General features: G+C 54.0%; 17 protein-coding genes. 7 read left to right on the top strand and 10 right to left on the bottom strand.

Annotated elements, in window-relative coordinates; genetic code table 11:
• Positions 1-64: 64 nt before the first annotated feature.
• Positions 65-1717 (bottom strand): hydroxylamine reductase, encoded by a 1653-nt coding sequence (hcp, locus tag NSU18_RS21410; RefSeq protein WP_341150009.1) that lies wholly within the window; start codon positions 1715-1717, stop codon positions 65-67.
• 132 nt (positions 1718-1849) lie between these two features.
• On the opposite strand from hcp, the gene NSU18_RS21405 reads away from it, so the two are divergent.
• Entirely contained in the window at positions 1850-2554 is a 705-nt protein-coding gene (locus NSU18_RS21405) for a Crp/Fnr family transcriptional regulator (RefSeq protein ID WP_341015964.1), read from the top strand.
• Between the two features lie 18 nt (positions 2555-2572).
• Here the strand turns inward: NSU18_RS21405 and NSU18_RS21400 are convergent, their stop codons facing one another.
• Entirely contained in the window at positions 2573-5536 is a 2964-nt protein-coding gene (locus tag NSU18_RS21400; protein ID WP_341150008.1) for an ABC transporter substrate binding protein, read from the bottom strand.
• Positions 5537-5755: 219 nt separating this feature from the next.
• On the opposite strand from NSU18_RS21400, the gene NSU18_RS21395 reads away from it, so the two are divergent.
• Complete coding sequence (locus NSU18_RS21395; protein ID WP_341015961.1) at positions 5756-6733, top strand: LacI family DNA-binding transcriptional regulator; 978 nt, start codon at positions 5756-5758, stop codon at positions 6731-6733.
• Positions 6734-7029: 296 nt separating this feature from the next.
• Here the strand turns inward: NSU18_RS21395 and NSU18_RS21390 are convergent, their stop codons facing one another.
• Complete coding sequence (locus tag NSU18_RS21390; RefSeq protein WP_341014692.1) at positions 7030-8436, bottom strand: transposase; 1407 nt, start codon at positions 8434-8436, stop codon at positions 7030-7032.
• Positions 8437-9082: 646 nt separating this feature from the next.
• On the opposite strand from NSU18_RS21390, the gene NSU18_RS21385 reads away from it, so the two are divergent.
• Entirely contained in the window at positions 9083-9454 is a 372-nt protein-coding gene (locus NSU18_RS21385; protein ID WP_341015960.1) for a hypothetical protein, read from the top strand.
• A 422-nt stretch (positions 9455-9876) separates the two neighbouring features.
• On the opposite strand, the gene pgmB is transcribed toward NSU18_RS21385, so the two are convergent.
• The 5 genes from pgmB to NSU18_RS21360 form a co-directional block, all read right to left on the bottom strand.
• Entirely contained in the window at positions 9877-12894 is a 3018-nt protein-coding gene (gene pgmB, locus NSU18_RS21380) for a beta-phosphoglucomutase (protein WP_341150007.1), read from the bottom strand.
• A 131-nt stretch (positions 12895-13025) separates the two neighbouring features.
• Positions 13026-14117, bottom strand: a complete 1092-nt coding sequence (locus tag NSU18_RS21375; RefSeq protein WP_341150006.1) for a carbohydrate ABC transporter permease — start codon at positions 14115-14117, stop codon at positions 13026-13028.
• On the bottom strand, positions 14117-15232 hold the full coding sequence (locus NSU18_RS21370) for a carbohydrate ABC transporter permease (RefSeq protein ID WP_341015957.1): 1116 nt from the start codon (positions 15230-15232) through the stop codon (positions 14117-14119). Before NSU18_RS21370 ends, NSU18_RS21375 begins: the two co-directional genes overlap by 1 nt.
• Positions 15233-15368: 136 nt before the next feature.
• Positions 15369-16796, bottom strand: a complete 1428-nt coding sequence (locus NSU18_RS21365) for an ABC transporter substrate-binding protein (protein ID WP_341015955.1) — start codon at positions 16794-16796, stop codon at positions 15369-15371.
• Positions 16797-17162: 366 nt separating this feature from the next.
• Positions 17163-18167, bottom strand: coding sequence for a LacI family DNA-binding transcriptional regulator (locus NSU18_RS21360; RefSeq protein WP_341015954.1), 1005 nt, complete (start codon positions 18165-18167; stop codon positions 17163-17165).
• A gap of 360 nt (positions 18168-18527) precedes the next feature.
• Between NSU18_RS21360 and NSU18_RS21355 the strand changes: the two genes are divergently transcribed.
• From NSU18_RS21355 to pepT, 4 genes are all read left to right on the top strand, one after another.
• Entirely contained in the window at positions 18528-19538 is a 1011-nt protein-coding gene (locus NSU18_RS21355; protein WP_341015952.1) for an LLM class flavin-dependent oxidoreductase, read from the top strand.
• Positions 19539-20505: 967 nt separating this feature from the next.
• Positions 20506-21474: a hypothetical protein gene (locus NSU18_RS21350; RefSeq protein WP_341150005.1), complete on the top strand. Its 969-nt coding sequence runs from the start codon at positions 20506-20508 to the stop codon at positions 21472-21474.
• A gap of 30 nt (positions 21475-21504) precedes the next feature.
• A complete protein-coding gene (locus NSU18_RS21345; protein WP_341015950.1) occupies positions 21505-22164 on the top strand; it encodes a sortase in 660 nt (219 codons plus the stop codon).
• Positions 22165-22343: 179 nt separating this feature from the next.
• Positions 22344-23576 carry a peptidase T gene (pepT, locus tag NSU18_RS21340; RefSeq protein WP_341150004.1) on the top strand — a complete coding sequence of 411 codons (1233 nt, stop codon included), beginning with the start codon at positions 22344-22346 and terminating at the stop codon, positions 23574-23576.
• 47 nt (positions 23577-23623) lie between these two features.
• Here the strand turns inward: pepT and NSU18_RS21335 are convergent, their stop codons facing one another.
• Complete coding sequence (locus tag NSU18_RS21335) at positions 23624-24031, bottom strand: winged helix-turn-helix transcriptional regulator (protein ID WP_341015947.1); 408 nt, start codon at positions 24029-24031, stop codon at positions 23624-23626.
• A 148-nt stretch (positions 24032-24179) separates the two neighbouring features.
• Positions 24180-25316: an NADH-dependent flavin oxidoreductase gene (locus tag NSU18_RS21330; protein WP_341150003.1), complete on the bottom strand. Its 1137-nt coding sequence runs from the start codon at positions 25314-25316 to the stop codon at positions 24180-24182.
• Between the last annotated feature and the right edge of the window lie 20 nt (positions 25317-25336).

Genomic DNA, 25336 nt, shown 5'->3' with positions numbered 1-25336 from the left:
GCGAGCCCCCGTATACAGATACGGAGACTCGTTTTTGTGTTTTTTGGCTCATATTGAATTAGTATTATACCGCAGCGATGAACCGCTCCATGTCTTCCTGCACGGTAGTAATACCGCCGATACCGAAGGTATCTACCAGAACCTTGGCTACATTAGGCGACAGGAAGGCCGGAAGCGTAGGGCCCAGATGAATGTTCTTCACACCCAGATGCAGCAGCGCCAGCAGGACGATCACCGCTTTTTGCTCATACCAGGCAATGTTATAGGAGATCGGAAGATCATTGATATCCGCCAGACCGAAGACTTCCTTCAGCTTAAGCGCTATGACCACAAGAGAATAGGAGTCATTGCACTGGCCGGCATCAAGCACGCGCGGAATTCCGCCGATATCACCAAGCGCCAGCTTGTTATATTTGTATTTGGCACAGCCTGCGGTCAGGATCACCGTGTCACTAGGCAGCTCTGCTGCGAAGTCGGTGTAATAATTCCGGCTCTTCATCCGTCCATCGCAGCCGGCCATGACGAAGAATTGCTTGATAGCGCCGCTCTCTACCGCTCCAACCACCTGATCCGCCACATTCATTACAGCCGCATGGGCGAAGCCGCCGACAATCTCTCCGGTCTCAATCTCTACCGGAGCACTGCAGCTCTTAGCCTGCTCGATCAGAGCTGAGAAATCCTTCTCACCGTCAGTGCCTGCCGCGATATGCTGAACTCCCGGATAACCGGTGTTGCCTGTCGTGTACAACCTGTCTTTGTAGCTGTCCTTCGGCGGCACGATGCAGTTCGTGGTCATCAGAATCGGACCGTTGAAGCTGGCAAATTCCTCATTCTGCTTCCACCATGCATTACCGTAGTTGCCTACGAAGTGGCTATATTTCTTGAAGGCCGGATAGTAGTGGGCCGGCAGCATCTCACTGTGCGTATATACATCCACCCCAGTTCCCTCGGTCTGCCTCAGCAGCGCTTCCATGTCCTTGAGGTCATGACCGCTGATCAGAATACCGGGGTTCGTGCCTACTCCAATATTGACTTTGGTAATCTCCGGATTACCGTAGGCTGCGGTGTTGGCCCGGTCCAGCAGCGCCATCACATCCACGCCGAACTTGCCGCATTCCAGCACCAGAGCCGTCAGCTCACCGCCGCTCAGATTGTTATCCAGCGCAGCTGCCAAGCCTTTTTCCATAAAAGCATGTGCTCCTGCTTCATAGAAGCCCAGTACCGCAGCATGCTCCATGTAAGCAGCCATTCCCTTCAGACCGTAGGTCAGCAGCTCGCGCAGGGAACGGATATCCTCATGCTCTGTAGCAAGCACACCCACCGTTACCGCCTTGTCCATCAGCTCCTCATCGGTCACCGCACTCCAGTTCGCCGCGTCATGCTCCGACAAATAGGCCATCACTCCGGCATCAGCCACTCTGCTGCGCCACAGATCCCGCAGGGCCAGTCCTTCCCGGATCTTCGCCGTGAAGTATTCCGGCACGAAGTTGGCATTGGTAATCGTAGCGAACAAGCTCTCTATAATGAATTTCTCCGTCACCGGATCGGTAATCCCCAGCTCACGCCCGCTGCGCGCGAAGATGGCAATACCCTTGAGTGTATACACCAGAAGATCCTGCAGATTCGCTACCTCACTGGTCTTGCCGCATACCCCCTGAATCGTACAACCGGTCCCCTTAGCTGCCTCCTGACACTGGAAACAAAACATTTCGCTCATTACCTGAATCACTCCTTATCATTAATGGAACCGCTCTGTGCCTCGCCTTTACAGTTACCAATAATTGTAGTAGACTTTCGTCTATCAATCGGTAACGAATGTTACCAATCACAAATCATCAGGAGGAAAAGTATGAGACCGGAGCCCGCTTCGCTGCAAGCCTGCCTGCTGTTTCGCGGAAAATCCGCAGATGAGATCGAACAGCTGCTGCATACGCTGGCCTACTCTGTCAGCTCCTACCATAAGAATGCGATTATTCTGGCAGAGGGCGATCCGGCGGACCGGCTTGGGATTCTGCTCTCCGGCCGCATCGAGGTGCAGAAGACACATCCCACCGGCAGCAGTGTGACCATCGCGCATCTGAAGGAGGGGCAGACCATCGGCGAAGCCGTATTATTCCGCAGGAATAACACCGTGCCCGCCACCGTCACAGCCACAGGCCCCTGCAAGGTAATGTTCATCAGCAAGCAAGAGCTGCTGAGATTATTCGCGGCCGACACCGATATCCTCACCCGCTTCATCGAGAATCTGTCCGAGCGGCTGGTGCTCGTGAACCGGAAGATTGAGAACCTGTCCGCCGGGCCGCTGCGCCGCCGTATCGTAGACTTCCTGCTGGAGCAGGGAGAGCAGCAGGAATCCGATACCTTGAAGCTCCCCTTCAGCCGGAAGGAATGGGCCGAGCATATGAATACCGCCCGCCCTTCCTTGTCGCGGGAGCTGGGATTCCTGCGCGATCAGGGCTGGATCGAATTCAAGGGCAATGAAATCACCCTGCTGAACCGGAGCCGGATGCATGATTACATCCAGACTCTGCCCTCTTCGGCAGGCAATCTATAGGAACCGCAACCGTTCACCTCAGCCCGCAATCCGCCCCGCCACCCAGCCCGCGACCTCTTTCTCAGGAATAGGCTTGCTGATATAGTAGCCCTGAATCTTATCACAGCGGGTCCGCTCCAGAAAAGCAAGCTGCTCCGGGGTCTCCACCCCTTCAGCGGTAACGTTCAGTCCCATTTCATGGCCGATGGTGACGATGGAGCTGGCCAGCGACATATTGTTCGGGGTATCGATGCTGTCGATGAAGGACTTGTCGATCTTCAGGGTAGTAATCGGGAGCTGCTTCAGATAGCTGAGTGAGGAATAGCCCGTTCCGAAGTCATCCAGCGCAATGCCAATGCCTCTCTCCTTGAGTGCCTCCAGCTTGGAGCTGATCGCCTCGAAGGATTCCATGAAGATCGATTCCGTAATCTCCAGCTCCAGATACTCCGGCGCAAGCCCGGTATCCTCCAGCACGCCCAGCACCAGGTCTGTGAAGTCATCCAGCATCAGCTGGATGACCGAGATATTGACTGAGATATGATAGCCCTCATAGCCCTGATTCTGCAGATCCTTAGTGAACCGGCAGGCGGCGCGCAGCACCCACTCACCTATGGGGACGATCAGGCGGCAATCCTCGGCAATTTTGATGAAGGATAAGGGGGAGACGAAGCCTAGCACCGGGCTGTTCCAGCGGATCAGCGCCTCGAAGCCCCAGAGCTCACCTGTGCCGGTATCCACCAGCGGCTGGTAATGCAGCGACAGCTCATTATTGGATACCGCGCTTCTTAAGTGATTCTCAATAATCATCCGTTCGTCAAAATACTGCTGCATCTCATGCCCGTAGATCATATAGCTGCCCTTGCCTGCTTCTTTGGCCTTGTACATGGCAATGTCGGCATTCTTCAGGAGCTCCTCCGCATTCTTCCCGTTCTCCGGGTACCCTGCAATTCCGATGCTCGCGGAGATATGCACCACACTCGCATGAAGCTGGAACGGCTCCTTGAAGCCCTGAACCAGGGAATCCGCATAGCGGATTACCTCACCCGCCTCAGCCACATCCTTGAACAGAATCACAAACTCATCGCCGCCGAAGCGAAAATGCTTACTGCGCCCGTCAGCGCGGCTAAGCAGCCGTTCACCCACCTGCACCAGCAGCTCATCCCCGAAGGTATGGCCCATGGAATCATTAATGTACTTGAAGTTATCGATATCCAGGAAGAACAGCGCCGCATGACCGCCGGAGTGCTCTTCAATGAACCGCTGCAGCTCCTCGGATAACGACAGCCGGTTCGGCAGACCGCTAAGCACGTCATTATAAGCCAGCAGCCGGTATTTCTCCTCACTGGTCTGCAGCAGCGCCTGATTCTCCACCACCTTGTTATACTGCTCCAGCAGCTCATCCTGCAGGGCAGTCAGCTCCTCATAGGTCGATTCCAGCTCCTGATAGCTCGTTTGCAGCTTGCTCTCATAGCCCTTGCGGTCCGTCACATCCACCATCGACCCGGCAAACCGGATATATCCGCCGCCCGCATTACGCAGCACCTTGCCCCGCGCCTGAAACCACTTGTATTCGCCTGCCTTGCTGCGCATCCGGTATTCAGCGTAGTAGTAAGAAGAACGACCCTCCAAGTGCTGGATGCGCAGCCGGTTCTCCTGCTCGGCATCCTCCGGATGGAGGATATCCCGCCAGCCGCCGCGGCTCTCATTCAGCTCATCCCGGGCATATCCGAGCACCTCATACCAGCTGTCCGAGAAATAGTATATCATCGTAGACATATCAACGTCCCAGATTACCGCATCCGAGCCGTAGGTTGCCAGGCTGAAGCGTTCATTGCTTTTTTCCAGGTTGCTTCTAATCCTTCTGACCAGCTGCACATAGAATAACAACACCATAATGAAGGTTACCAGCACCGCAAAAGCAGCCACGATGCTTAGCACCAGCACCTTGTAGGTCTGATAGAAGGAGAACGGTTTGTTGATTACTTCGCTGCCCTTCGGCAGCTTATCCGGTGATATCTGGAAGCGCTGCAGCTCATTGTAATCAAATACCTTGCGTACATTGCTGTCGGTCACCACCGGGATATCCCCGGCACGCTCCCCCTTCAGGATACGCAGCGCCAGATCTGCCGCCGTCTGCCCCTGCATTCTGCCGCTGATCAGGCTCCCGCCGAAGGCGCCATGGTTCAATCCAAAATCATAGATATGATACACCGGAACACTGCTGCTCTTGCCCAGCTCGCTTGCGAACCTGTCGAACTCCACAATTCTTCCGGTTGAGTCACTATAATATGTAGTCATCAGCACAATGCTGTCCGGGGACAATGCCGATGCGGTAGCTTTGATCTGTTCCATGGACATGCGGTTCATGGGGAACAGTTCCAGCCCCGGATTCAAGGAGCTGATCTGATCCATCACCATCCGGCCGGTCGACAGCCCGCTCTCCGAATTATCGAAGACGACATACACCTTTTTCAGAGAAGGGTTAAGGTCCATGGCCATGCGGAGGGTAGGCGCAGCATCAATTTTCTCAATAACGCCTGTCATGTTGCGCCTATCCGCGAGGCTGTCCACCCCCAGCTCGTTGACCCCGCTGAAAATAATCGGAGCATCGTTCAGAAGCTCATGGCGGTACTTCATCGCGAAGCTAAGCGCCGCATCGTCCGTTGTAATGATCGTATTAATATGGATGTTCTGATACTTGAAGCGGATGGTTTCGTAGAAATGTTCGAGGTTCCCCTGCGTGGGGTACCTTTTCCAGTCCATATATTCAGTGTAGATGACGGGAGGATTTGCCGTGCCCTTGAGACGTTCCTCTATTCCGGCACTTTGGTCATCGGTCCAGGCGAAGCCCTTCTGATAAGAATGCAGCACCAGCACGTTCCGGGCGGGAAGCTCCCCGGCTGCGGCGAATGCAGCTCCTGCCGGGCCTGTTGTACACAGGAAGATCAGCAGAGGCACAAGCAAGTTTCTTAACAACCTGAGATGAATATGATCTACACTCATTCGCACACTCCCGTTCATCTATCTCATAATCGGAATCTGACAAGTAGAAGGATAATGTATACATGGGGCTTCATTACGGGGACTGCTTTGATACAATTATAGGGGGAAAAGATGTTTTTAGAAACAACAAAAAGCGACAGCAGCCGTCCATATTGGACAGAGCCGACCGCTCACGTTAGAATGAATCTGCAGTTGACTGCTCAGACAGGAGGCCTGGCCATGCCGACCATCAAAGACGTTGCGCTGAAGGCTGGCGTATCGGCAACCACCGTATCCCGGGTACTGAACAACAGGGGTTACTTAAGCGAGGAATTGAAGCACAAGGTGCACCAGGCGATGGAGGAGCTGAATTACCGGCCGAACGAACTGGCCCGCTCCCTTAGCCGCTCGAAATCCAACATCATCGGACTGATTATTCCGCATGTGTCTTTGCCTTTTTTCGGCGAATTGACCAGTCATATTGAAGAACATGCCTACCGGGAGGGCTATAAGCTGCTGCTCTGCAATTCGTGGCAGGACAAGCAGAAGGAACAGGAATACATCCACATGCTGCGCGCAAGCCGGGTAGACGGCATTATTATGGGCAGCCATACGCTGGAGGTGGAAGCCTACCGGCAGATGAATCTGCCGCTGGTGACGTTTGACCGGCAGATCTCACCGGATATCCCTTATGTCTGCTCGGATAATTATGAGGGAGGCAAGCTGGCTACCACTCTTCTGATCCAAAAAGGCTGCCGGCACCTCGCCCATATCGGCGGGCATCCCAAGCTGAATATCTTATCCCATCTGCGCTGCGTGGCCTTCGAGGATATGGCGAAGCAGCACAGCATGGAGTATGTCACCCTTCATACCGACAACAACAGCTTCGACTTCGAAGCCTACGAGCAGCTGCTCGGGCAGCTCTTCGCGGAGCATCCTGAGGTGGATGGGATTTTTGCAGGCAGTGATATCATCGCCGCCTATGCCCTGAAGGCCTGCCGCACCAGAGGACGGCGTGTCCCGGAGGATGTGAAGATCGTCGGCTACGACGGCATCGCGCTCCGCAGCCTGCTCGACCTGCCGATCACCACCATCCGCCAGCCGATGGAAGCGATAGGCCAGCTGGCCGTGGACCTGATCCTGCAGCAGGTGCAGGGCCACAGCGTGGCCGCTGCGCACATTCTGCCTGTGGAGCTGGAGGAGGGAGAAACAACTTGAGTGGAGCTGATACCTGCGAGCGCTACTACTTGAGGATGCTGATACTTGAGGGAACTGATACCTGCGAGCGCTACTACTTGAGGAGGGCTACCTCTTAAAGTAGGTGGAGACTGAGGGTTTGCTCGTCGCACCCGATTAAGATGCAAGTGGTAGTGTACTTAACTGTATTCCGTACAACTATATCGTCTGATTTAACGCCGAAAACCCGTTTAACTGTATTTCGGAGTCAATTTCATAATTCAGTTTACTGAAAAGCAAGATTGGTCCAAAATCTAAGGTCATATTTTTTAAAAAAATCAGGCCACTTGCTGGGAGTCTCTCAACTGCTGATTCAATTTGTCTAATGCAAACTTACTCAAATTGTACGCGAGCGTACTGAGCTGGAAATCGACACTTGCCCGGACACCCCGGTGACGTGTGCGTTTCATCCCGAAATACTCTTTGAGATAGGCAAACACACGCTCCACGGCCGTCCGCTTGTTGTACAGGGTGGTAAAACTTTCGCTACCTCTGGCGGGATAAGTGTGCAACCGCAAATCCGTTTGCATGCGAATTTTAAACACTTTTTGGCAATCGGAACCGGAAAGCTCACAGCCTTTGCATTCGCTAGGCCGGGTGTACTTCAGGGTCTCATACTTGGCATCAAAACTGTCGTAACGGTACGTATGTCCTTGAGCGCACACCGGCGTGTAATCCAGATTCATTCCTGCAGGCGGGTCTTTATGGTGAATCAGGGAAATCGCAGGATAGGCGCCGAGCGTATGAATCAACTGGTAGATTGCCGCGCAGTCGTAGCCTTTGTCGCCCAAGATATGCTTGACCTTTAGCATCGGAAACTTTAGGAGCAGGCCTTTGAGAAGGACGACCGCCATACGCTGGTCATTCGGATTGGCCGAACTAAAGAGCCCACTGAGGATATACTGGCTGTCCGTGTCGACTAGCAGATTCGCCTTGAACCCGTAATAGCTGGTCATTCGGCCCTTCGTATTTTTCTTATCACAACGCGCAGCATGCCGGGGCAACTCGGTCAGCAGTTCATCGTACGTGTACGGCAACATCGCTTCAATGGTTTTCTGGAACGGTCCGAGACTTTGTTCATAGGCTTCCATTTCCTCGCGCCGACGTTCCTTTTCGGCCTGGGATGGACGACCTGGCTTGCTGTACCTGGGTTTCTTCAGCGGCGCGTTCACCGCCTTCGGCTCAGGCTCTTGATGTTCGAGCTGAAGTTGTTCGGCCCCCGGAGCTTCGCCTTTCTTTTGCTCCCGGCGAGCCGCACGACGCTTGGAGGCTGATTCGCTAAATTGGCAATCCCATGCCTCAACCATCGAGGAATCCACAGCCAGATGGGTGCCGCTCACAAAACCTTCTTCTAGGGCAGAGGTGACTAGGCGATCCTGAAGTTGTTCCAGCATTCCCGTTTGCGCTAGGGCGTGAATCAAACGAGAATAGGAGGCCTGACTGGGAATATTGTCCGAGCCCGTAAACCGGCACTGGACTCGAAATTCGTGGCTATGATTCAATCGCCGGACCAAGGCAGAGACAAACTCGATGTTCTCCATTTTGGCAATCAGCAGCGAGTAGATCATGGCAGGTACGTTTAGTTTTTCAGGCCGTCCACGGTGGCTCTTTTTCCGCAGTGCGAACAGAACTGGAGCTAAATGTAAGTGTTCAAAGATTTGGCTATATTTATCTTCCGGAGCCATCTGGAGCAATTCCTCAAAGGAAAACAGTTCTTCTTGTCGAATAGAATAGATAGGGATTACCTCTTTTCTTCTCGGGTGTTGGTTTCGTCACCTATAACTTCGAGAATTTGGGGAGGTACTCCTTTTTCTATGCTCAAAAAAACCAGGTATAGCAAGGGTTTTGAATTATGAAATTGTCTCTTTCGTACAACTAAAATGCCAGCCGTACCCGGTTCCCGCCCTTTTGGGCAAATTTAGTTGTACAGACTACACTTAGAAGAAGAAATTCTGCCTTTTTACGGTTTTTAATTGTACAGAATACATCTATTGCCGAAAGTTGGCCTCGAACAAAACTCCATACATCGCTGCATATATGAGTGTAGCAGAACAAGCCTCTGCATAGCTGCAGAGGCTTGTTTAATCTCAATTGTGTTAGTGGTCTACTCTGTGTCCTATTGGCACAAACCCGTATCATCTTTTAGTTTAACCAAGTTTTCCAAATAATTCAAAAGTGTATTAGCAGCATCAAATATATTCCCCTGAAGGGAGTAGTAGGCGGCATGCGTTAAGCTAACGGGAAGAGCTTAGACTTTTTTATGAAAAGAGGGTTTTGTGGTATTATATGTAATTATATTTTGTAAAATAAATGGAATGGGGGAATCAAAATATGGAACGTAAAATTCAACTAATGGAAACCCACGTAAATATCGACCTTGGAAACTCACCCTTTTTAAAATTAGATAAAGGGTTGCAAATTCCATACTCTTCAATCAAGGGAATAACAACAGGCAGACCGATACCAAATGCTTTTAAACTATATGGTGCTTTATTAGGAGAAAAGAGAAATGGGTTATTCAGATCAAAAGGTGGTTTTCAACTGCACTTTTTTGAGAATGAGCTAGAAACTCTTCATTTCGATTTGGATAGCTTTAAAGTTGGTAAGTTCAAAATATCAAAGTTGATCATTGGCATTAAAAATCCTGAAGAAATAAGTAAAAATATTTCGGAAAGAGTTGAATTAACGTCGAATGATAGTTGAACAAGTATAGTACTCCGGCTCTCTGCTTCTTACCCTAGAGATGACGCCCATGCTGGGCGTACACCGAAGGAAGCCTCTGCATAGCTGCAGAGGCTTGTTTAATCTCATAATAATGGTGTGTAATATGAACAAAATCGGCTCTTGAGTAAATAACGTTCTATTTCTCGCCAGCACATTGTATTCGGTTTTCCGCATACATTTGGTCCACTAGCCCTCGCACAACAAATTGTGTTCGCTTTTTCGCATATATTCAGCTCACTAGCCCTCGCACTAGCATAATGTGTTCGGCTTTTCGCATACACTGGGCCCGCACGCCTTCTCGCAACACATTGTATTCGGTTTTCCGCATACATCGGCCACACGCCTGCTCCCTTACTATACGGACAGCAATTCCGCTGTCCGATACCGCCTACCGCCAGCGGCTAACGCGCGAACAGCTCAAGCAGCTTCCCGGCATCCAGCTCCGCCGTAGAAGGCAGCACCAGGTCGGCCGTGCCAAGCTGCCCGGCCGCCCCGATGCCCACAGCCTTCATGCCCGCCGCCCGGATCGCGGCCACGCCTGCGGCTGCATCCTCCACGCCGATGCAGTTGCCCGGCGGAACACCCAGCCGCTCTGCCGCCTGCAGGAAGATCTCCGGATCGGGCTTGCCCTTCCGGAGTACAGCCGGGTCGGCAACCGCCTGGAACCACCGGGCTGCGCCGAGGCGCTCCAGAATCAGCGGCGCATTCAGGCTGGCCGAGGCCAGCCCCACAGCGATTCCCCGCCCGCGCAGGGAATCGAGCAGCTCCCGGATACCCGGCAGGAGGTCCGCCGGGGTGATCCGGCCGATCATCTGCCGGTAATGATCGTTCTTCTTCTCCGCCAGCCGGAGCTTCCCGGCTTCAGGCAGGTTCGCAAGGCCGCTGCCCTCCAGCATAATCTCCAGCGATTCCATCCGGCTGACGCCCTTCAGCCGTTCATTCTTCTCCCGGCCGAAGGGTACGCCCAGCTCATCTGCGAGAGCCTGCCAGGCCAGATAATGAGCCTCGGCAGAATCTGTAATCACACCGTCAAGATCGAAGATTACAGCCTCCAGCCGCTGCGCCAGCGAAATCCTCACCGGCTTCTGCGGAAGCAGCCGCAGCGGCTGCCCCCTATGCCTGATCTCAAGCGTTGTCCCCTCCAGCAGCGTATACACTGCCGCCTCCCGTTCAACGAATATATCCAGCAGCTGACCGCCTACTGTAACCTTGAAGCGGTAGCTCTCCCACTGCTCCGGCAGGACAGGGGTAAAACTCAGCTCCCCTTGAGCCAGCCGCATGCCGCCAAAGCCGTTCACAATCGACATCCAGGACCCGGCCATCGCTGCCATATGCAGCCCGTCCTTGGCATTGTGGTTGATATCATCCAGGTCCATCCGCACCGTGCGGCCGAAATAACGGTATGCCCCGTCCAGATCGCCGATCTCCGCAGACATAATACTGTGGATACAAGGAGACAGCGAGGAGTCATGCGTCGTTAACGGCTCATAATAATGATAGTTGCGAAGTTTATCCGCCAGGCTGAACTTGTCCCCGAGCAGGAACAGCGCCATGACCAGATCGGCCTGCTTCAGCACCTGATGCCGGTAGATGACCAGCGGATGATAATGGAGCAGCAGCGGATACCGGTCCGCAGGTGTATGCTCGAAATCCCATTTTTGCTTACTCAGGAACGTGTCATCCTGGGCATAGATGCCGAGCGGTTCGTCAAAAGGAATGAACATCGCTGCGGCGGCATCCCTCCAGCCCTCTGGCTCTTCAGGAGTCAACCCGATCGCCTGCCGCAGCCGTTCGTAATCCGCCGGATAGTCCCGTTGAAGCAATAGTGCTGTCTCATAGGCATACTGGAGCTGATCCTGCACCATGAGATTGGTGTAAGCATTGTTATTCACAATTGCTGTATATTCATCCGGGCCTGTTACTGCATCGATGCAGAAGGTCCCTCCACGAGCAGGGTTGTAGTGGCCCAGATCGGCCCAGAACCTTGAGGTCTCGAACAGTATCTCTGCCCCCCGGCTAACCAGAAAATCCATATCACCGGTGGCCTGAACATATTGCTTCAGGCCGTAGGCAATGTCGGCGTTGATATGCGCCTGGGCAGTACCTGCGGGGAAGTAGGCGGAGTTCTCCTCGCCGTCAATCGTCCGCCAGGGGTACAGCGCCCCTTTCTGTGACATGACCGCCGCCCGCTCCCTGGCCTTGCCGAGCGTTGCATACCGGAAGTCCAGCAACGCGCGGGCGATCTCCGGCTGCGTGAAGGTGAAGAACGGCAGCATGTACATCTCCGTGTCCCAGAAATAATGCCCCTCATAGCCTTCGCCGGTTAAGCCCTTGGCTCCGATATTCGTTGCTCCGTCCCGGCCCACGGATTGCAGCAGCTGATAAGCATTGAAGCGGATGCCCTGCTGGAGGGCAGGATCACCGCTAATCTCCACATCAGCATGTGCCCAGAATCCGTCCAGATAAGCCTGCTGCTCCTCAGCCAGACCGGCGAAGCCCAGCTCCTTGGCTAGTGCCAAGGCTTCAGCACTCCGTCCGGGCAGCTCCTCCTCCCCGTAATCTCTGGAGGTGTGATACGTAATATATTTGGTAAGCGTCACCGTCTCCCCGCTGCGGACAGCAGCGGCATAACAGACGGAGATGCGCTGTCCGATCAGCTGGTGACTCATCTTGCGCCCGGACTTCGCCTGCAGCGCATGGCTGACAGCAGTCAGCAGCGCGAAGCGTGTATGCCGCGTCCGCTGCTTCATCCACAAGTCCCCGGACGCTTCGTCATAACCGGTATCCTCAAGCAGCAGGCTGGGTAACGCACTGCCCGCTCCCAGCCTGGGATCATCCGTTGCCTCCGGCCGCCGGATCTCGCCATCTACCGCCGAATCGAACTTCAGTGTCCCGGAGAAGTTCAGCGCCGTCACGGCATATTCGATAGCCGCCAGATGCTTGTGCGCCAAGGCAACCATCCGGCGGATCACCAGCAGCACCCGCTGCCCGGCTGGAGATTCCCATTCCAGCTCCCGGTGCAGCATGCCGCTCCGCATATCCAGCCGTCGCTTATACCGGTGCAGCTTCCCCTGATCCAGCCGGAATTCATGGCCTTCGATGCTGAGACGGATGATACGGGCATCGCTCACATTCAGCATAGCCTGATTGCGGGAGGGGTAACCGAAGGCCCCCTCAGGATAGACAACCGGCTCAGAATCAAAGAAGCCGTTCAGATAATTTCCGGCTACCGAAGTCCCCGCCTTGCCGTGATAACCTTCCTCGAAATTCCCGCGCATGCCGATATATCCGTTGCCTAGTGCGAAGACACTCTCGCTCCGCTGATTGTATTCATCCTCGTAGTGTTCCTCTTCAATACTCCACTCCCTGTAAGGATATAAGGCGGGAGGATGCTCACAGGACTTCATCTTTATTTTCATCTCCGCGCGTATCTCCGTACTTATCTCCGTACTTATCTCCGTACTTATCTCCGTACTTATCTCCGTTCTTGTCTCCGGTCTCATCTTCGTATTCTCCTCCCGATTGCCGACTTCTCTTGTCCCAGCGCAGGTCAGCCCTTGACTGAGCCGCCCATCAGACCCCGGACGAAATACTTTTGCAGCAGGAAGAAGATCGCCAGCGGCATCAGCATCGAGATAAAGGCGGCCGAGGTCAGCAGATGCCAGTCATTGCCGCGGGAGCCGACCAGATCGGCGATCTTCATCGACATGACCTGCACCGACGGCTGGTTGCCGATGAAGATCAGCGACACCAGATAATCATTCCATACCCAGAGGAACTGGAAGATCCCGATGGAAGCGAGCGCAGGTACGGAGAGCGGCAGAATCAGTCTGCTGAAAATAGTAAAGTGGCTGGCGCCGTCAATAAAGGCCGATTCAAACAGATCCTTCGGCAGCTGGCTGATGAAGTTGTACATAAAGTACGTAACCAGCGGCAGTCCGAAGGCCGTATGTGCCAGCCAGATTCCAAGATAACTGCCGTTCAGCCCAAGCGCCGTGTAATCCTTAAGTACCGGAATTAGCGCAACCTGAATCGGAATGACCAGCATCGCAATAATAATGACGAACAGCGTCTTCCGTCCCGGAAACCTTAGCCAGGCGAAGGCATATGCGGCAAAAGAGGCGATCAGCACCGGAATCACCGTCGCCGGAACAGCAATCGTCAGTGTATTCCAGAACGCCTGGGATAATCCGCTCCCCTTCTGCACCGTTTCACTGCCGTCTGCTTCCTTGAGTGTGTACTCCTTGCCGGACAGCACATTCTTGTAGTTGTCGAGCGTAAGGTCCGGCACCGCCTGCCAGCCCTGCTCCTGCATATTCACCGTGCGTGCCCTGCGGTTCTCCCACATCAGGCGGCTGCCATCCGCCTTCACCCCTGCCTTGAGCTGTTCATCCGTATAGGTCTTGCCGTTCACCTCAATCGGCTCCCGCAGATCCACTTCCTTGGAGAGCTGCACCGTCTCGCCCGCCTTCCATTCCTGATGGGGGAACACCTTCCACCAGCCCGTCTGCAAAATATCCGCTGCGGGACGGAAGGAGGAGGCGAAGAGGCCGAAGGTCGGCAGAATCCAGAGGAAGCAGATGAGGCCCAGAATCAGATTGACGGCCGTTTTGCTGCCCTTTCTTTTCTTGGTTCCTACCATTAGAATCCCCCCTGCTTGCGGAACTGCCGCAGATTAATAAGGATAACAGGCAATACCGCGATCAGGAGCACGATAGCCAGTGTAGAGCCGTAGCCGAAGTTACGGTACATGAAGAACTGCCGGTAGAACTGCGTCGCTACAACTTCTGTATCGTATTGACCTCCTGTCATCACCATGACAACGTCAAATATTTTCAGCGTAAAGACAATAATGGTAGTGGTCACCGTCAGAATCGTGGTGGAGATGTAAGGAATCATGATGCCAAAAAAGATCTTCACCTCACCCGCGCCGTCCACCCGTGCAGCCTCCAGAATATCCTCGGGCACTCCTTTGATGGCCGCTGAGAAAATAACCATCGCAAACCCCGTCTGCATCCAGATCAGAATGATAATAAGGAAGAAGTTGTTCCACGGCTGCAGCATACTCGTCCAAGCCTGCGGTTCACCGCCGAAATAGGTGACAATCGCATTCAAGAGTCCAATCTGCTCATCGCCCGGCTGGTAATAATAGACGAACTTCCAGATGACCCCGGCGGCAACAAAGGAAATAGCCATCGGCATGAAAATAATAGATTTGGCGATCCGCTCATAGCTGCTACGGTCGGCAAGAATGGCAATCAGCAGCCCGAAGCAGACACAGGCCAGCGTGCCCACGAACACCCAGAGCAGGTTGTTGCGCAGAGCCGTGGCCATCAGACGGTCGCTGAAGATCGCGGCGTAATTGCTGAGTCCGACGAACTTCTCTGAGGACGCGTTGAAGAAGCTTAAGTACAGCGTCCGCAGGGCAGGCAGAATCAGCAGCCACCCGAGAATAAGGACCGCCGGTCCGACAAAAACATAAGGCAGCACCTTCCTGCGGACATAGTCCGGGTACTGCTCCACTGCCCAGGTCAAGGTGTAGTAGATCAGATATACGCCCAGCACGCCCCACAACACGGCGAGCACCGCAGTCAGCAGCGGTTGAAGCGTTGAATCGCGGAAAAACAGGAAAATCAGCCCGTTGACCACAATATTCGCAAGCAAGACGCCCAGCGACAGCAGCACTGCCCTGCCGCTGATTCTCTGACTGGCCTGCGCCCCGGCGGCACCCGGCTCCGGTCTTATTTGTGCATCCATATCGGTTCCTCCTATAGGCTCTGTTAGAGCAGAGCCCTCTTCATAAACAACCGTTAACACCAGTTGAGGGGCAGGCCTGATTGCTCAGGACCGCCCCTTCAACCTCTTGGCGTCTAATTCCCATGCTGCCTGGTCCTTAGTTCTTCCAGCCTGACTGAATCTGCTCCAGAGCCTGATCCAGCGTAGCAGTTCCGCTCACATAGTCAGTCATGCCTTTCCAGAAGGTACCTGCACCCACCTTGCCCGGCATCAGGTCCGAGCCATCGAAGCGCAGGGTCGAGGCATCCTGTACCAGCTTCGCCATCCTGCGGTCGGATTCGGACTGGTACCAGTCCAGGGAAGCATCATTCATAGGGGCAATGACACCGCCTGATTGCACCCAGCTTTTGATCGATTCGCCAGTGGTGAAGAATTCCATTACCGCGCGTACCTCCGGGCGGTCATTGAACATAGCGTAGATGTCGCCTGCCACCAGGACCGGCTTGCCGTACTGCTCATCAATCGGCGGGAGATAGAACCAGTCATAGTCTGTATCCACCTTGGCCGTTTCCGGGAAGAAGCTGGTAATAAAGTTCCCCATCAGGTTGAACCAGGCTTTGGGAGGATTCTCGAACATCGGCTTCGGAGCATCGCCGAAGGCAGTAGTGACAATGGATTTAGCACCGCCGTAGACATAATCCTTATTCAGCCAGATCTTGGACATCACTTCCACCGCGTTCTTCACTTCCGGCGAAGTGAACGGCAGCTCCCCGCTTACCCACTTGTCGTAATTCTCAGGCGTCGTGGTCCGCAGCATGATGTTCTCCACCCAATCGGTTGCCGCCCAGCCGGTTGCCGCGCCGCTCTCGATACCGATTGCCCAGGCCGGATCACCGTCTTTGGCGATTTGCTCCGTCAGAGCCATCATCTCATCCCAAGTCTGCGGAACCGTATATCCCGCTTCATCAAATTGCTTCTTCGGATACCAGACCAGGCTCTTCACATTACTGCGGTTCCAGATCCCGGCCATAATCTTGCCATCCTTGCCGTCCATGGTGGACATATCCAACCAGCTCTTATTGTAATTGGCCGTCAGCTTCGCCTGATCCAGCACCCCGGTCAGATCGATAACCTTGCCGGTCTTGGCAATAGAGGCCAGAAGGCCCGGCTGCGGGAAGTCCGCGATATCCGGCGCATTGCCGCCATCAACCCGGATATTAATCGTGGCTTCGAATTCCTTGGAGCCTTCATATTGAATATCAATGCCGGTTTTCTCTTCGAATTCCTTAATGCTGCTCTCAAACTTCACCTGGTCCGCATCAACAAACGGTCCGAACATCGTGACCTTCGTGCCTTTATATTCACCCTTCATCGCCAAGTCCAACGGGCTGCCTGATGCAGCGGGATCTGGGCTGTCTGTTGATGCTGCGTTGTTATCTGCCGACGGTGCTTTTGGCGCTTCTGTAGCCGCCGGGGCCTGCGTTGGTGCAGCGTTGTTATTGCCGCCGCAGCCGCTGAGCATCATGGTGAAGGATAGACACAGCACCATCGCAAGTGACAGTTTACGTGCTGGAGCTTTCTTCATTGTTTTATACATCCCCTTTAATTGTTTTTAGAGACTGCATCAATCCAGCTTCATTACCGGAACCCCTTCCGGCAGCGCAGCAACTCACCCCCTTATCGAAATTCACGGACACCAGGCACCCGCACCCATTAACACCGCCAACTCAAACGTACATTCTCCATATTCCACTATAATGTATGCGCTTCCAATAGTGCGTTAGTACCTTCTGCTGCAGGTGGGTTTCCTGAAACAGTTCCTGAACCGGTTCCCGAAACGATTCGCTCGTATTTCTGTAACCCTCCGCTCTGAAAAGCTTTTCAGAATACCGCGAAGAAACCGTGCTGCCCTATCCCGGGCAGCCGCGCTTCAGCCCGCCGGAACTACCTTTCACTTCTCACGCGAGGATTCTCTTACGATTAGCTTATGTTCCATCTTCTCTTTCATGACAGCCACCTTGCCCGTGGTCAACAATTCATGCAGCTTCTCGGCCGCCCGGTATCCCAGCTGATAGATAGGCTGTGCAATTGTTGTCAGCTTCGGAATGAACATCCCCGACATCCGCAGATTATCGAAGCCGATGACCGACACCTGACCGGGAACCAGAATATTGCGGTCCTTCAAGTAAGAGATGGTTCCCATAGCGAACTCATCCGCTACACAGAATACTGCGGTTAGCTCCGGATATTCAGTGAACAGCTCGTGCGTTGCCTGATAAGCCTGCTCAAAGCGGTGGTTGGCGTACTTGATTTTCGGGATATTACGCTCCAGCCCCGATTCGCCCAAGGCTCTCACGAACCCCGCCATTCGCGGTGGCCCGGACACCGAATTATCATGATTGAAGCCGATCATCCCGATCTCCCGGTGCCCCAGCTCAATCAGGAATTTCACAGCATCATACGCCGCCTTCTCATCATCCACCTCGACCGACGCTACCTCGTACTCATCGGAATGGGAGGAGACCAGCACAAAGGGAATTCTGCAGTCCACCAGCTTCTCATAATACTCAGGGTGCAGAATATCACTGGCGAACACAACGCCATCCACCTGCTTCTCATGAAAAGTATCCATATAGGACAGTGTCCGCTCCTTGTCACGGTCTGTATTGCAGATCATCAGACTGTAACCGAGCTTAATGCAGGCATCCTGCATTCCCCGGATCACGCCTGCGAAATACAGGTTCTCAATATCGGGAATGAGCAGCCCGAGGGTGAATGACTTCCTGTAAATTAGCCCCCGTGCGAATGCATTAGGCTGATACTTGAGCGCTTCTATCGCTTCAATGACCCGGACGCGCTTGCTCTCCACTACCGTATCCGGCGCATTCATTACACGGGACACGGTGCTGATGGATACTCCGGCCATCTTGGCGACATCTCTGATTGTTGGCTTCATAGTCTGACTTCCTTCTTATTCGTTTAGCCCGAAACGTGTGCCCTCCTTATCAGGATTGGCCTAGCCGCTTAAGTTAGAAAAGCTTTTCAAAGCGATTATAGCAAGGCTCCCTTAAATTGGCAAGCAAATTGTTATGCGCTTACATTATTGTCTAAGGAGCGCATGCTGCATGGTTGTAGCAGTCCAAATTCATTCCAGAAGCAACTGCACTTTCCTCCCTCCAGATCGCTTCTCCCCGTCATGCTGCTTACTTAAAGTGTGTAAATTATATTATTTCATGTTATAATTGGCGGGTATCTTGATTCATGGCTGCAAATAATGCTACTGATGCTGTAGGCATCTACTATAGGAGGGATTCATGTGAAGCAATTGCACGACATACCATTCTCCGTACTGGATTTGGCCCCTATCCGGGAGGGCGGAACGGCGGCGGATTCTTTTCATAACACCCTTGACTTGGCCCGTCATGCTGAGAAATGGGGGTATAACCGTTACTGGCTGGCAGAGCATCATAATATGACCGGCATTGCCAGCTCCGCTACCTCCGTTGTTATCGGACATGTGGCGGCCGGAACCAGCTCCATCCGCGTGGGTTCAGGCGGCATCATGCTCTCCAACCATGCACCACTGGTGATTGCCGAGCAATTCGGCACGCTGGAGTCCCTGTATCCGGGACGGATTGATCTGGGTCTGGGCAGAGCCCCCGGCTCCGACCAGGCAGCCGCCAGAGCACTGCGCCGCAGCCTCGGCAGCGATGGCAGTGAATTCCCCGAGCAGCTAAGTGAGCTGCGGGCTTATTTCGACCCTGAAGGATCAGGCTCCCGCCCGGCCGGTGTCCGCGCCGTGCCCGGCGAAGGACTGAACATCCCGATTTGGCTGCTTGGCTCCAGCGGCTTCAGTGCCCAGCTTGCGGGCCAGCTGGGTCTGCCTTTTGCTTTTGCCAGCCACTTTGCACCGGATTATCTGCTGCCGGCCCTGCATCTGTACCGTACCAGCTTCAAGCCTTCAGCTGTACTGGGCGAGCCTTATGTTATGGTGGGCTTGGGAATTACGGCGGCGGATACGGTAGAGGAAGCGCGCAGACTTGCCACTTCCCAGCAGCAGCAATTCCTGAACATTATCCGTGGCCGCACCGGCAAGCTCCAGCCGCCTGTAGACAGTCTGGACGGAATCTGGACCTCCCAGGAGAAGGCACTGCTTATGAGCAAACAGCAATACTCCATTGCGGGCGACCAGGCCCTGATCGAAGAACGGCTGCTGCAGATTCTCGAAGAGACGGATGCCGATGAGTGGATTATCGCTTCACAGATCTATGATCACTCTGCCCGCTTACATTCGTATGAGCTTGTGGCCGACCTGTTGAAGAAGTAACAAGCTGTAGTACGGTGTCAGATTTAAAAGGGTGGATAAGCTTGTGAAACTCGGCGGTTCGTGTAATAAAATCCTATCATCCCAAAAAATCTAACGGACCGAAGAGACCTTATTCCCACGAGAAAGCCACCTTTTGCAGCGTAACGGACTCAGGCGACCTTATCGTCGTTCTGCGGGACGTTTGGAGTTGAGTTGCAGGGGATAAGGTCCTTGCAGTCCGTTAATCTCCCAAGTAACGACTTTCTTCCCGGATAAGAGCACCTCAGTCCGTTACGCTAAGCCAAACGCCCCTAAAGAACTAAAGCCCCCCCTTTGGAAAAGATGTAATTGAAGGGGATTTGCTTCGGTTTACTAATTTGATTACTGGCCAGTCTATATATTTAGCCCATTTAACTACCTGTGGAGTACTCCATTGGGTAGCTAAGTGGGCTATTTTAGCATTGGAGCAAGTGATTATTAAAAAACCAGATTAAGAATGAAGAAAATCTTAGCTGCTCAGTGAAATATATAAAGTCAATTTTGCAAAAGACAAATGTGTTCGGTGCAGAAATTATTGAGCCGAGCCTCCCCACCCACATCGTTCTTTATAAAACACAAAATTAATAAAAAACAGAGAATTAATGAGTTAACCGCAGTGAACATTAAATAAATTCCGTTTACTCATAATAAACGGCCGAATTCATTCACTTAAAGTATCTTTTCCTGTTTTTCTTTATGCTTAATTTCGATTATACTGTAACTAATATTCGTTATAACGAACAATAGCGTATTCTTACCATTCTGGCTTGTTCATCGCACGTTCAGGCTCATCCACCCTTTCATACTCGTTCTGATTTATACTATCGCTTTGATATGTAGTAGTTCTTTAAAAAACTACTTTATTCGACAAACTACGATTCAGAAGCGCGAACCTGGGCGGATTATGGCTGGGGGCTGCCGGAGGTCTGCAACGAAAGGGGCGGGGAGAGTGAAGAAGAGACACACAACCATAATCGGCGCATATATTTTGGCTGTTCTTGCAGGTGTGATCTGGCATGCCGGAGGGGTCAGCGCTGAGGATACGATCAAGCTCACCGTCAACTCGCATACGACCAGCACGGCAACCATGAACAACATGCAGCCGGGAGATACGATGGCTTCGGATTATAAGATTATCAATGACGGAAATGATCCGTTCGATTATGCGGTTGCCTTCCAATTCCGCTCCGGGGACGCAGATCTGTACAATATCCTGCAAATGACTCTGCAAAAAGAGGGAGTAATCCTCTATTCAGGGGTCATGAGCGAGGCCCCGGGTGTGGTGACCATCGGCTCGCTTGCCGGAGGGGAAGAGGAAGCTATCGAAATGAAGGTGTTGTTCCCGCCGGAGGCAGGCAACGAGTTCCAGGAGAAGACGGTAAGTGTCGCCTTTGAATTTACAGCTACAGCGGAGCCTGCGCCTACAACCGCGCCAACCTCCTCACCGCAACCGACGGCTGAGCCAGCGGCTTCAGCTACACCTTTACCCGGGTCAACACCGGACACCACGGTCAGTCCCGGAAGTACGCCAGCAGCAACAAGTGCCCCTACGGATTCAACAGCAGGCACAGTCTCTCCTGGCGTTACACCATCGCCATCACCAGCAGCGACGGCAACACCGCCTGCGGGTGGAATAACTGTAAGTGAAGATCCTGTTCCGCTAGGCGGAGGGGAAGAGGACGGCGGCAACCATCCGTCCGCAACCCCGGATTCCGGAGCCGCTGCACTTGGCAGCACACCAGCCCCTTCACCAGGGAAAGAGGTCAACCTCACAGACGACACGCTTCCGCTGGGCGGACCGGAGGAAGACGGCAGACTGCCGGACACAGCCAGCCCTTGGTACAATCTGATTGCGGCCAGCCTGGTTGTCGCCATGATCAGTGTGCTTGTACTCCGCAGGCTGGGCCAGAAGAAGTAACTTTATGTATAGGTAAGGAGGAGAGAGAGCATGAAGATGCGCAGCGGGTTCACTTTAGCCGTCAAGCTTATCTTCCTGCTCTCCTTGTGCGTTATGGTGTATTCCGCCTTCCAGATCCTCAAAGCGCCCGCCGAAGCCCGAGAAGCCCTGAGAATCTGGGACAAAAAGAGGGAGGAAGCCCAGCTTCCCGTAACTTCCGAAGAAGAAACACCGCTTCCTGAAGGTATGATCAGCAGCGCGGAAGCACCAAAGGGTGACCAACCTGCTTATATAGCAGGAGAGGTAATCGGGGAGATCTATTTTCCGAAGCTGAAGAAGCGGGTCGCCATTCTGGAGGGAACCGGACGGGCGGAGCTTAAGCAGGGTGCCGGACATGACGAAAGCAGTGCCGCCCCGGGCGCCTCCGGGAACAGCGTGCTGGCCGGACACCGTGACACCGTCTTCCGCAGCCTCGGCGAGCTGGAGACTGGAGACACACTTGAGCTTGCGACAGCGGACGGAACTTTCACCTATGAAGTGACCGGCAGCCGGATTGTTGATGGAGATACACGGGGAGCGATTAAGCCCAGCAGAGACCCCATACTCACCTTGATTACCTGTTACCCGTTCTCTTACGTGGGCGCAGCGCCCGACCGCTACCTGCTCTCAGCCAAGCTTATCTCCAGCCAGTCTACGGTGCAGCAGCCATAATCCGGATTCCCTCTCCTTCCCCCTCTCCCGCTTCCCTACTGCCTTCCTCACTCCAACTTTTCCCTCGCCTCCCTCCAGCCAGCTATCCCCCTTCACTCCACACCATTCGCCTAAAGTATGAGACCCGGGCCGGATCGTGATAATATAGACATACGAAGCTGAAGAGGAGATGACCCGCATTGAAGGAAGAGTTAATTAGACGTTTTGTATCGTATGCTGAAATGGATACCCAATCCAGCGAGGACAGCGAGACCTGCCCGTCCACTCCAGGCCAAATGGTACTGGCGCATAAGCTGGCAGAGGAGCTGCAGGAGCTGGGACTGACGGAGATTACGGTGGACGAGCATGCCTATGTCATGGCCTCGCTGCCCGCTAATACAGATAAAGAGGTTCCGGTAATCGGCTTCCTGGCCCATCTGGATACCGCCACGGATTTCACCGGTACGAATGTGAAGCCGCAGATTGTAGAGAACTATGACGGGCAGGATCTGGTGCTGAATGAAGCCCAGAATATTATCCTGTCCACGAAGAGCTTCCCGGAGCTGAGCGGCTACAAGGGGCATACGCTCATTACGACTGACGGCACCACCCTGCTGGGGGCGGACAACAAGGCAGGCATCGCTGAGATCATGACGGCTATGGCCCATCTGCTGGCGCATCCGGAGATTAAGCATGGCAAGATCCGCGTCGCTTTTACCCCCGATGAAGAAATTGGACGCGGCCCGCATAAGTTCGACGTTGCCGCCTTCGGCGCTTCCTATGCCTACACCGTGGACGGAGGCCCGCTCGGAGAGCTGGAATATGAGAGCTTCAATGCCGCCGCCGCCAAAATCAGCTTCCATGGAGTCAACGTCCATCCCGGTACAGCCAAGGGCAAGATGATCCATTCGTCCAAAATCGCCATGGCCTTCCATCTCCGTCTGCCCGCCGGTGAAGCTCCTGAATTCACAGACGGCTACGAGGGATTCTACCATCTGATCTCCATGCAAGGCAGTGCCGAGCACAGCAAGCTGCATTATATTATCCGTGATTTTGACCGCGACAGCTTCGAGAACCGCAAATCGAATATCGCCGCGATTGTGGAGGAGTTCAAATCTACGTACGGGGCGGACAACATCGTGCTGGAGATGAATGACCAATACTATAATATGCGCGAGAAAATCGAGCCCGTCCGGCATATCATCGATATCGCCCGGGAAGCGATGGAGGGCCTCGGAATCACGCCGGTTATCCGTCCAATCCGCGGAGGGACTGACGGCTCACAGCTCTCATATATGGGGCTGCCTACACCGAATATTTTCACCGGAGGCGAGAATTTCCACGGCAAATTTGAATACGCCTCTGTAAACGTCATGCTGCAGGCTGTACAGGTGATCGTTGAGATTGCCCGTCTGGCGGAGCAGAAAGCATAAGCAGGGCTATAGGATGCAGCAAAAATCCCCGTTCAAGCGTACTCCGCTCATTCGGGGATTTCCGTGCTGCGCGGAGCTCTATCTTCACCTCTTGCGAGTACCTCGCGGTATCCCTCTCCCCAATGCTTGATGCTAAGAATCGCGGTCTCCAGGCCCTGTGCCCATTCGGTCAAGGAATACTCTACCTTCTGCGGCACCTGCGGGTACACCTTCCTGTGGACCAGGCCGTCACGCTCCAGATCCCGCAACTGCATCACCAGCATCCGCTGAGTAATGCCGGGGCATAATCTGCGCAGCTCGTTGAACCGCTTCGGCCCGCTGATCAGATGATAGAGCAGAACACCCTTCCACTTCCCGCCAATAACTTCAAGGGTCCGCTGCAATGAGCTGTTCTCCGCCCCGCAATCCACGCCCTCTGCCTCATCAGAGCCTCCGTCTCTTCCTTGTACGTTCATCTCTGCCGCACCCCATTTCCGGTCGTCCCTGATTTAGTACAATTGTATCATAGATGCCGATACGGCAAAAACCCCGTGCCGCCTGGAACAACGGGCGCACGGGGTTCTTAACATGCTATGGTCACAGACCGTTATCTGTCTGTCAGACTTATTTCTTCACCGGCAGCCAGCCCGGCGTATGGATCAGCGCTCTCCAGAGCGGGTCCGGGATCACAAGCTCTGCTTGGGCATCTGGATCAAGCTCTGTCTTAATCTCATCGGCCCGGCCCCCGGCCAGCTTCTGCACCCAGTCCGGTTCAATCAGCAGCGGGCGGCCCAGAGCCACCAGGCTGATGCCGCTGTCCAGACTCTTCAGGGCGTCGGCGGCAGAGTAGAGCGAGCCTACGCCAATTACCGGAGCCTTGTCTCCCGCCCGGTCTACGATCTGTTCAATGCGCGGACGGCTGTCCTCCGTTCCCCGGCGCGGCAGCGACCACAGCTCCATGAGGGAGGCGTGCAGGTAATCCAGTCCCTCCGCTGTCAGCGCATCGATTAGGGCAAACGTGTCAGCCATTGTAATTCCCGGTGTCTCCGGCTCTTCAGGCGAGAAGCGGTAGCCTACAAGGAATGCCCCCTGCGCATGCTGCTTCACGGCAGCCTTGACACTGCGCAGAACGGCCAGCGGGAAGGTGAGCCGCTTCTGTAGATCCCCTCCCCAGCGGTCTTCGCGTCTGTTGGAATGCGGCGAGAAGAATTGCTGCAGCAGATATCCGTTCGCGCCGTGAATCTCAACGCCATCGAAGCCGGCCTCAATCGCCCGGCGTGTGGCTTCTCCGAAATCAGCGATAATTCCGGTAATCTCTTCGTCTGTCAGCGGGCGCGGAACAGCACCCTGTCCACCGCCCGGCAGCTCAGCCGGCACATCACTCGCACTGACAGGCTGCCCGTCAACCAGCTGCTCCGGCGGGCATTGACGTCCGCCATGGAAGATCTGGAGCACAGCCTTCGCTCCTTCGCCCTTGATGGCCTCTGCCAGCTCACGCAGGCTTGGAATCAGACCATCATGGTCAGCTCCGAATTCGCCCGGGAAGCCTTTCCCGCCGCGTGAGACATAGACACAGGCGGTGATGACCATCCCCGCCCCGCCCGATCGGCGGATATAATAGTCCAGCTCCGGCCGGGAGACGGTTCCATCCTCATTCGAGGAGAAGTTAGTCATCGGCGCCATGACCACACGGTTCTTCAGTTCAATCCCGTTCTTGAATTTGAATGTCTCCAGCAGCGGGCTATATTGTGTATTAAGCATACCTACCAGCCTCCATTTAT

Origin of the sequence: Paenibacillus sp. FSL H8-0048 (assembly GCF_038002825.1) — a bacterium.
GTDB lineage: Bacteria > Bacillota > Bacilli > Paenibacillales > Paenibacillaceae > Paenibacillus_AQ.
The sequence above is the reverse complement of the archived record's forward strand: the minus strand, read 5'-3'. Positions and strand labels throughout refer to the sequence as shown.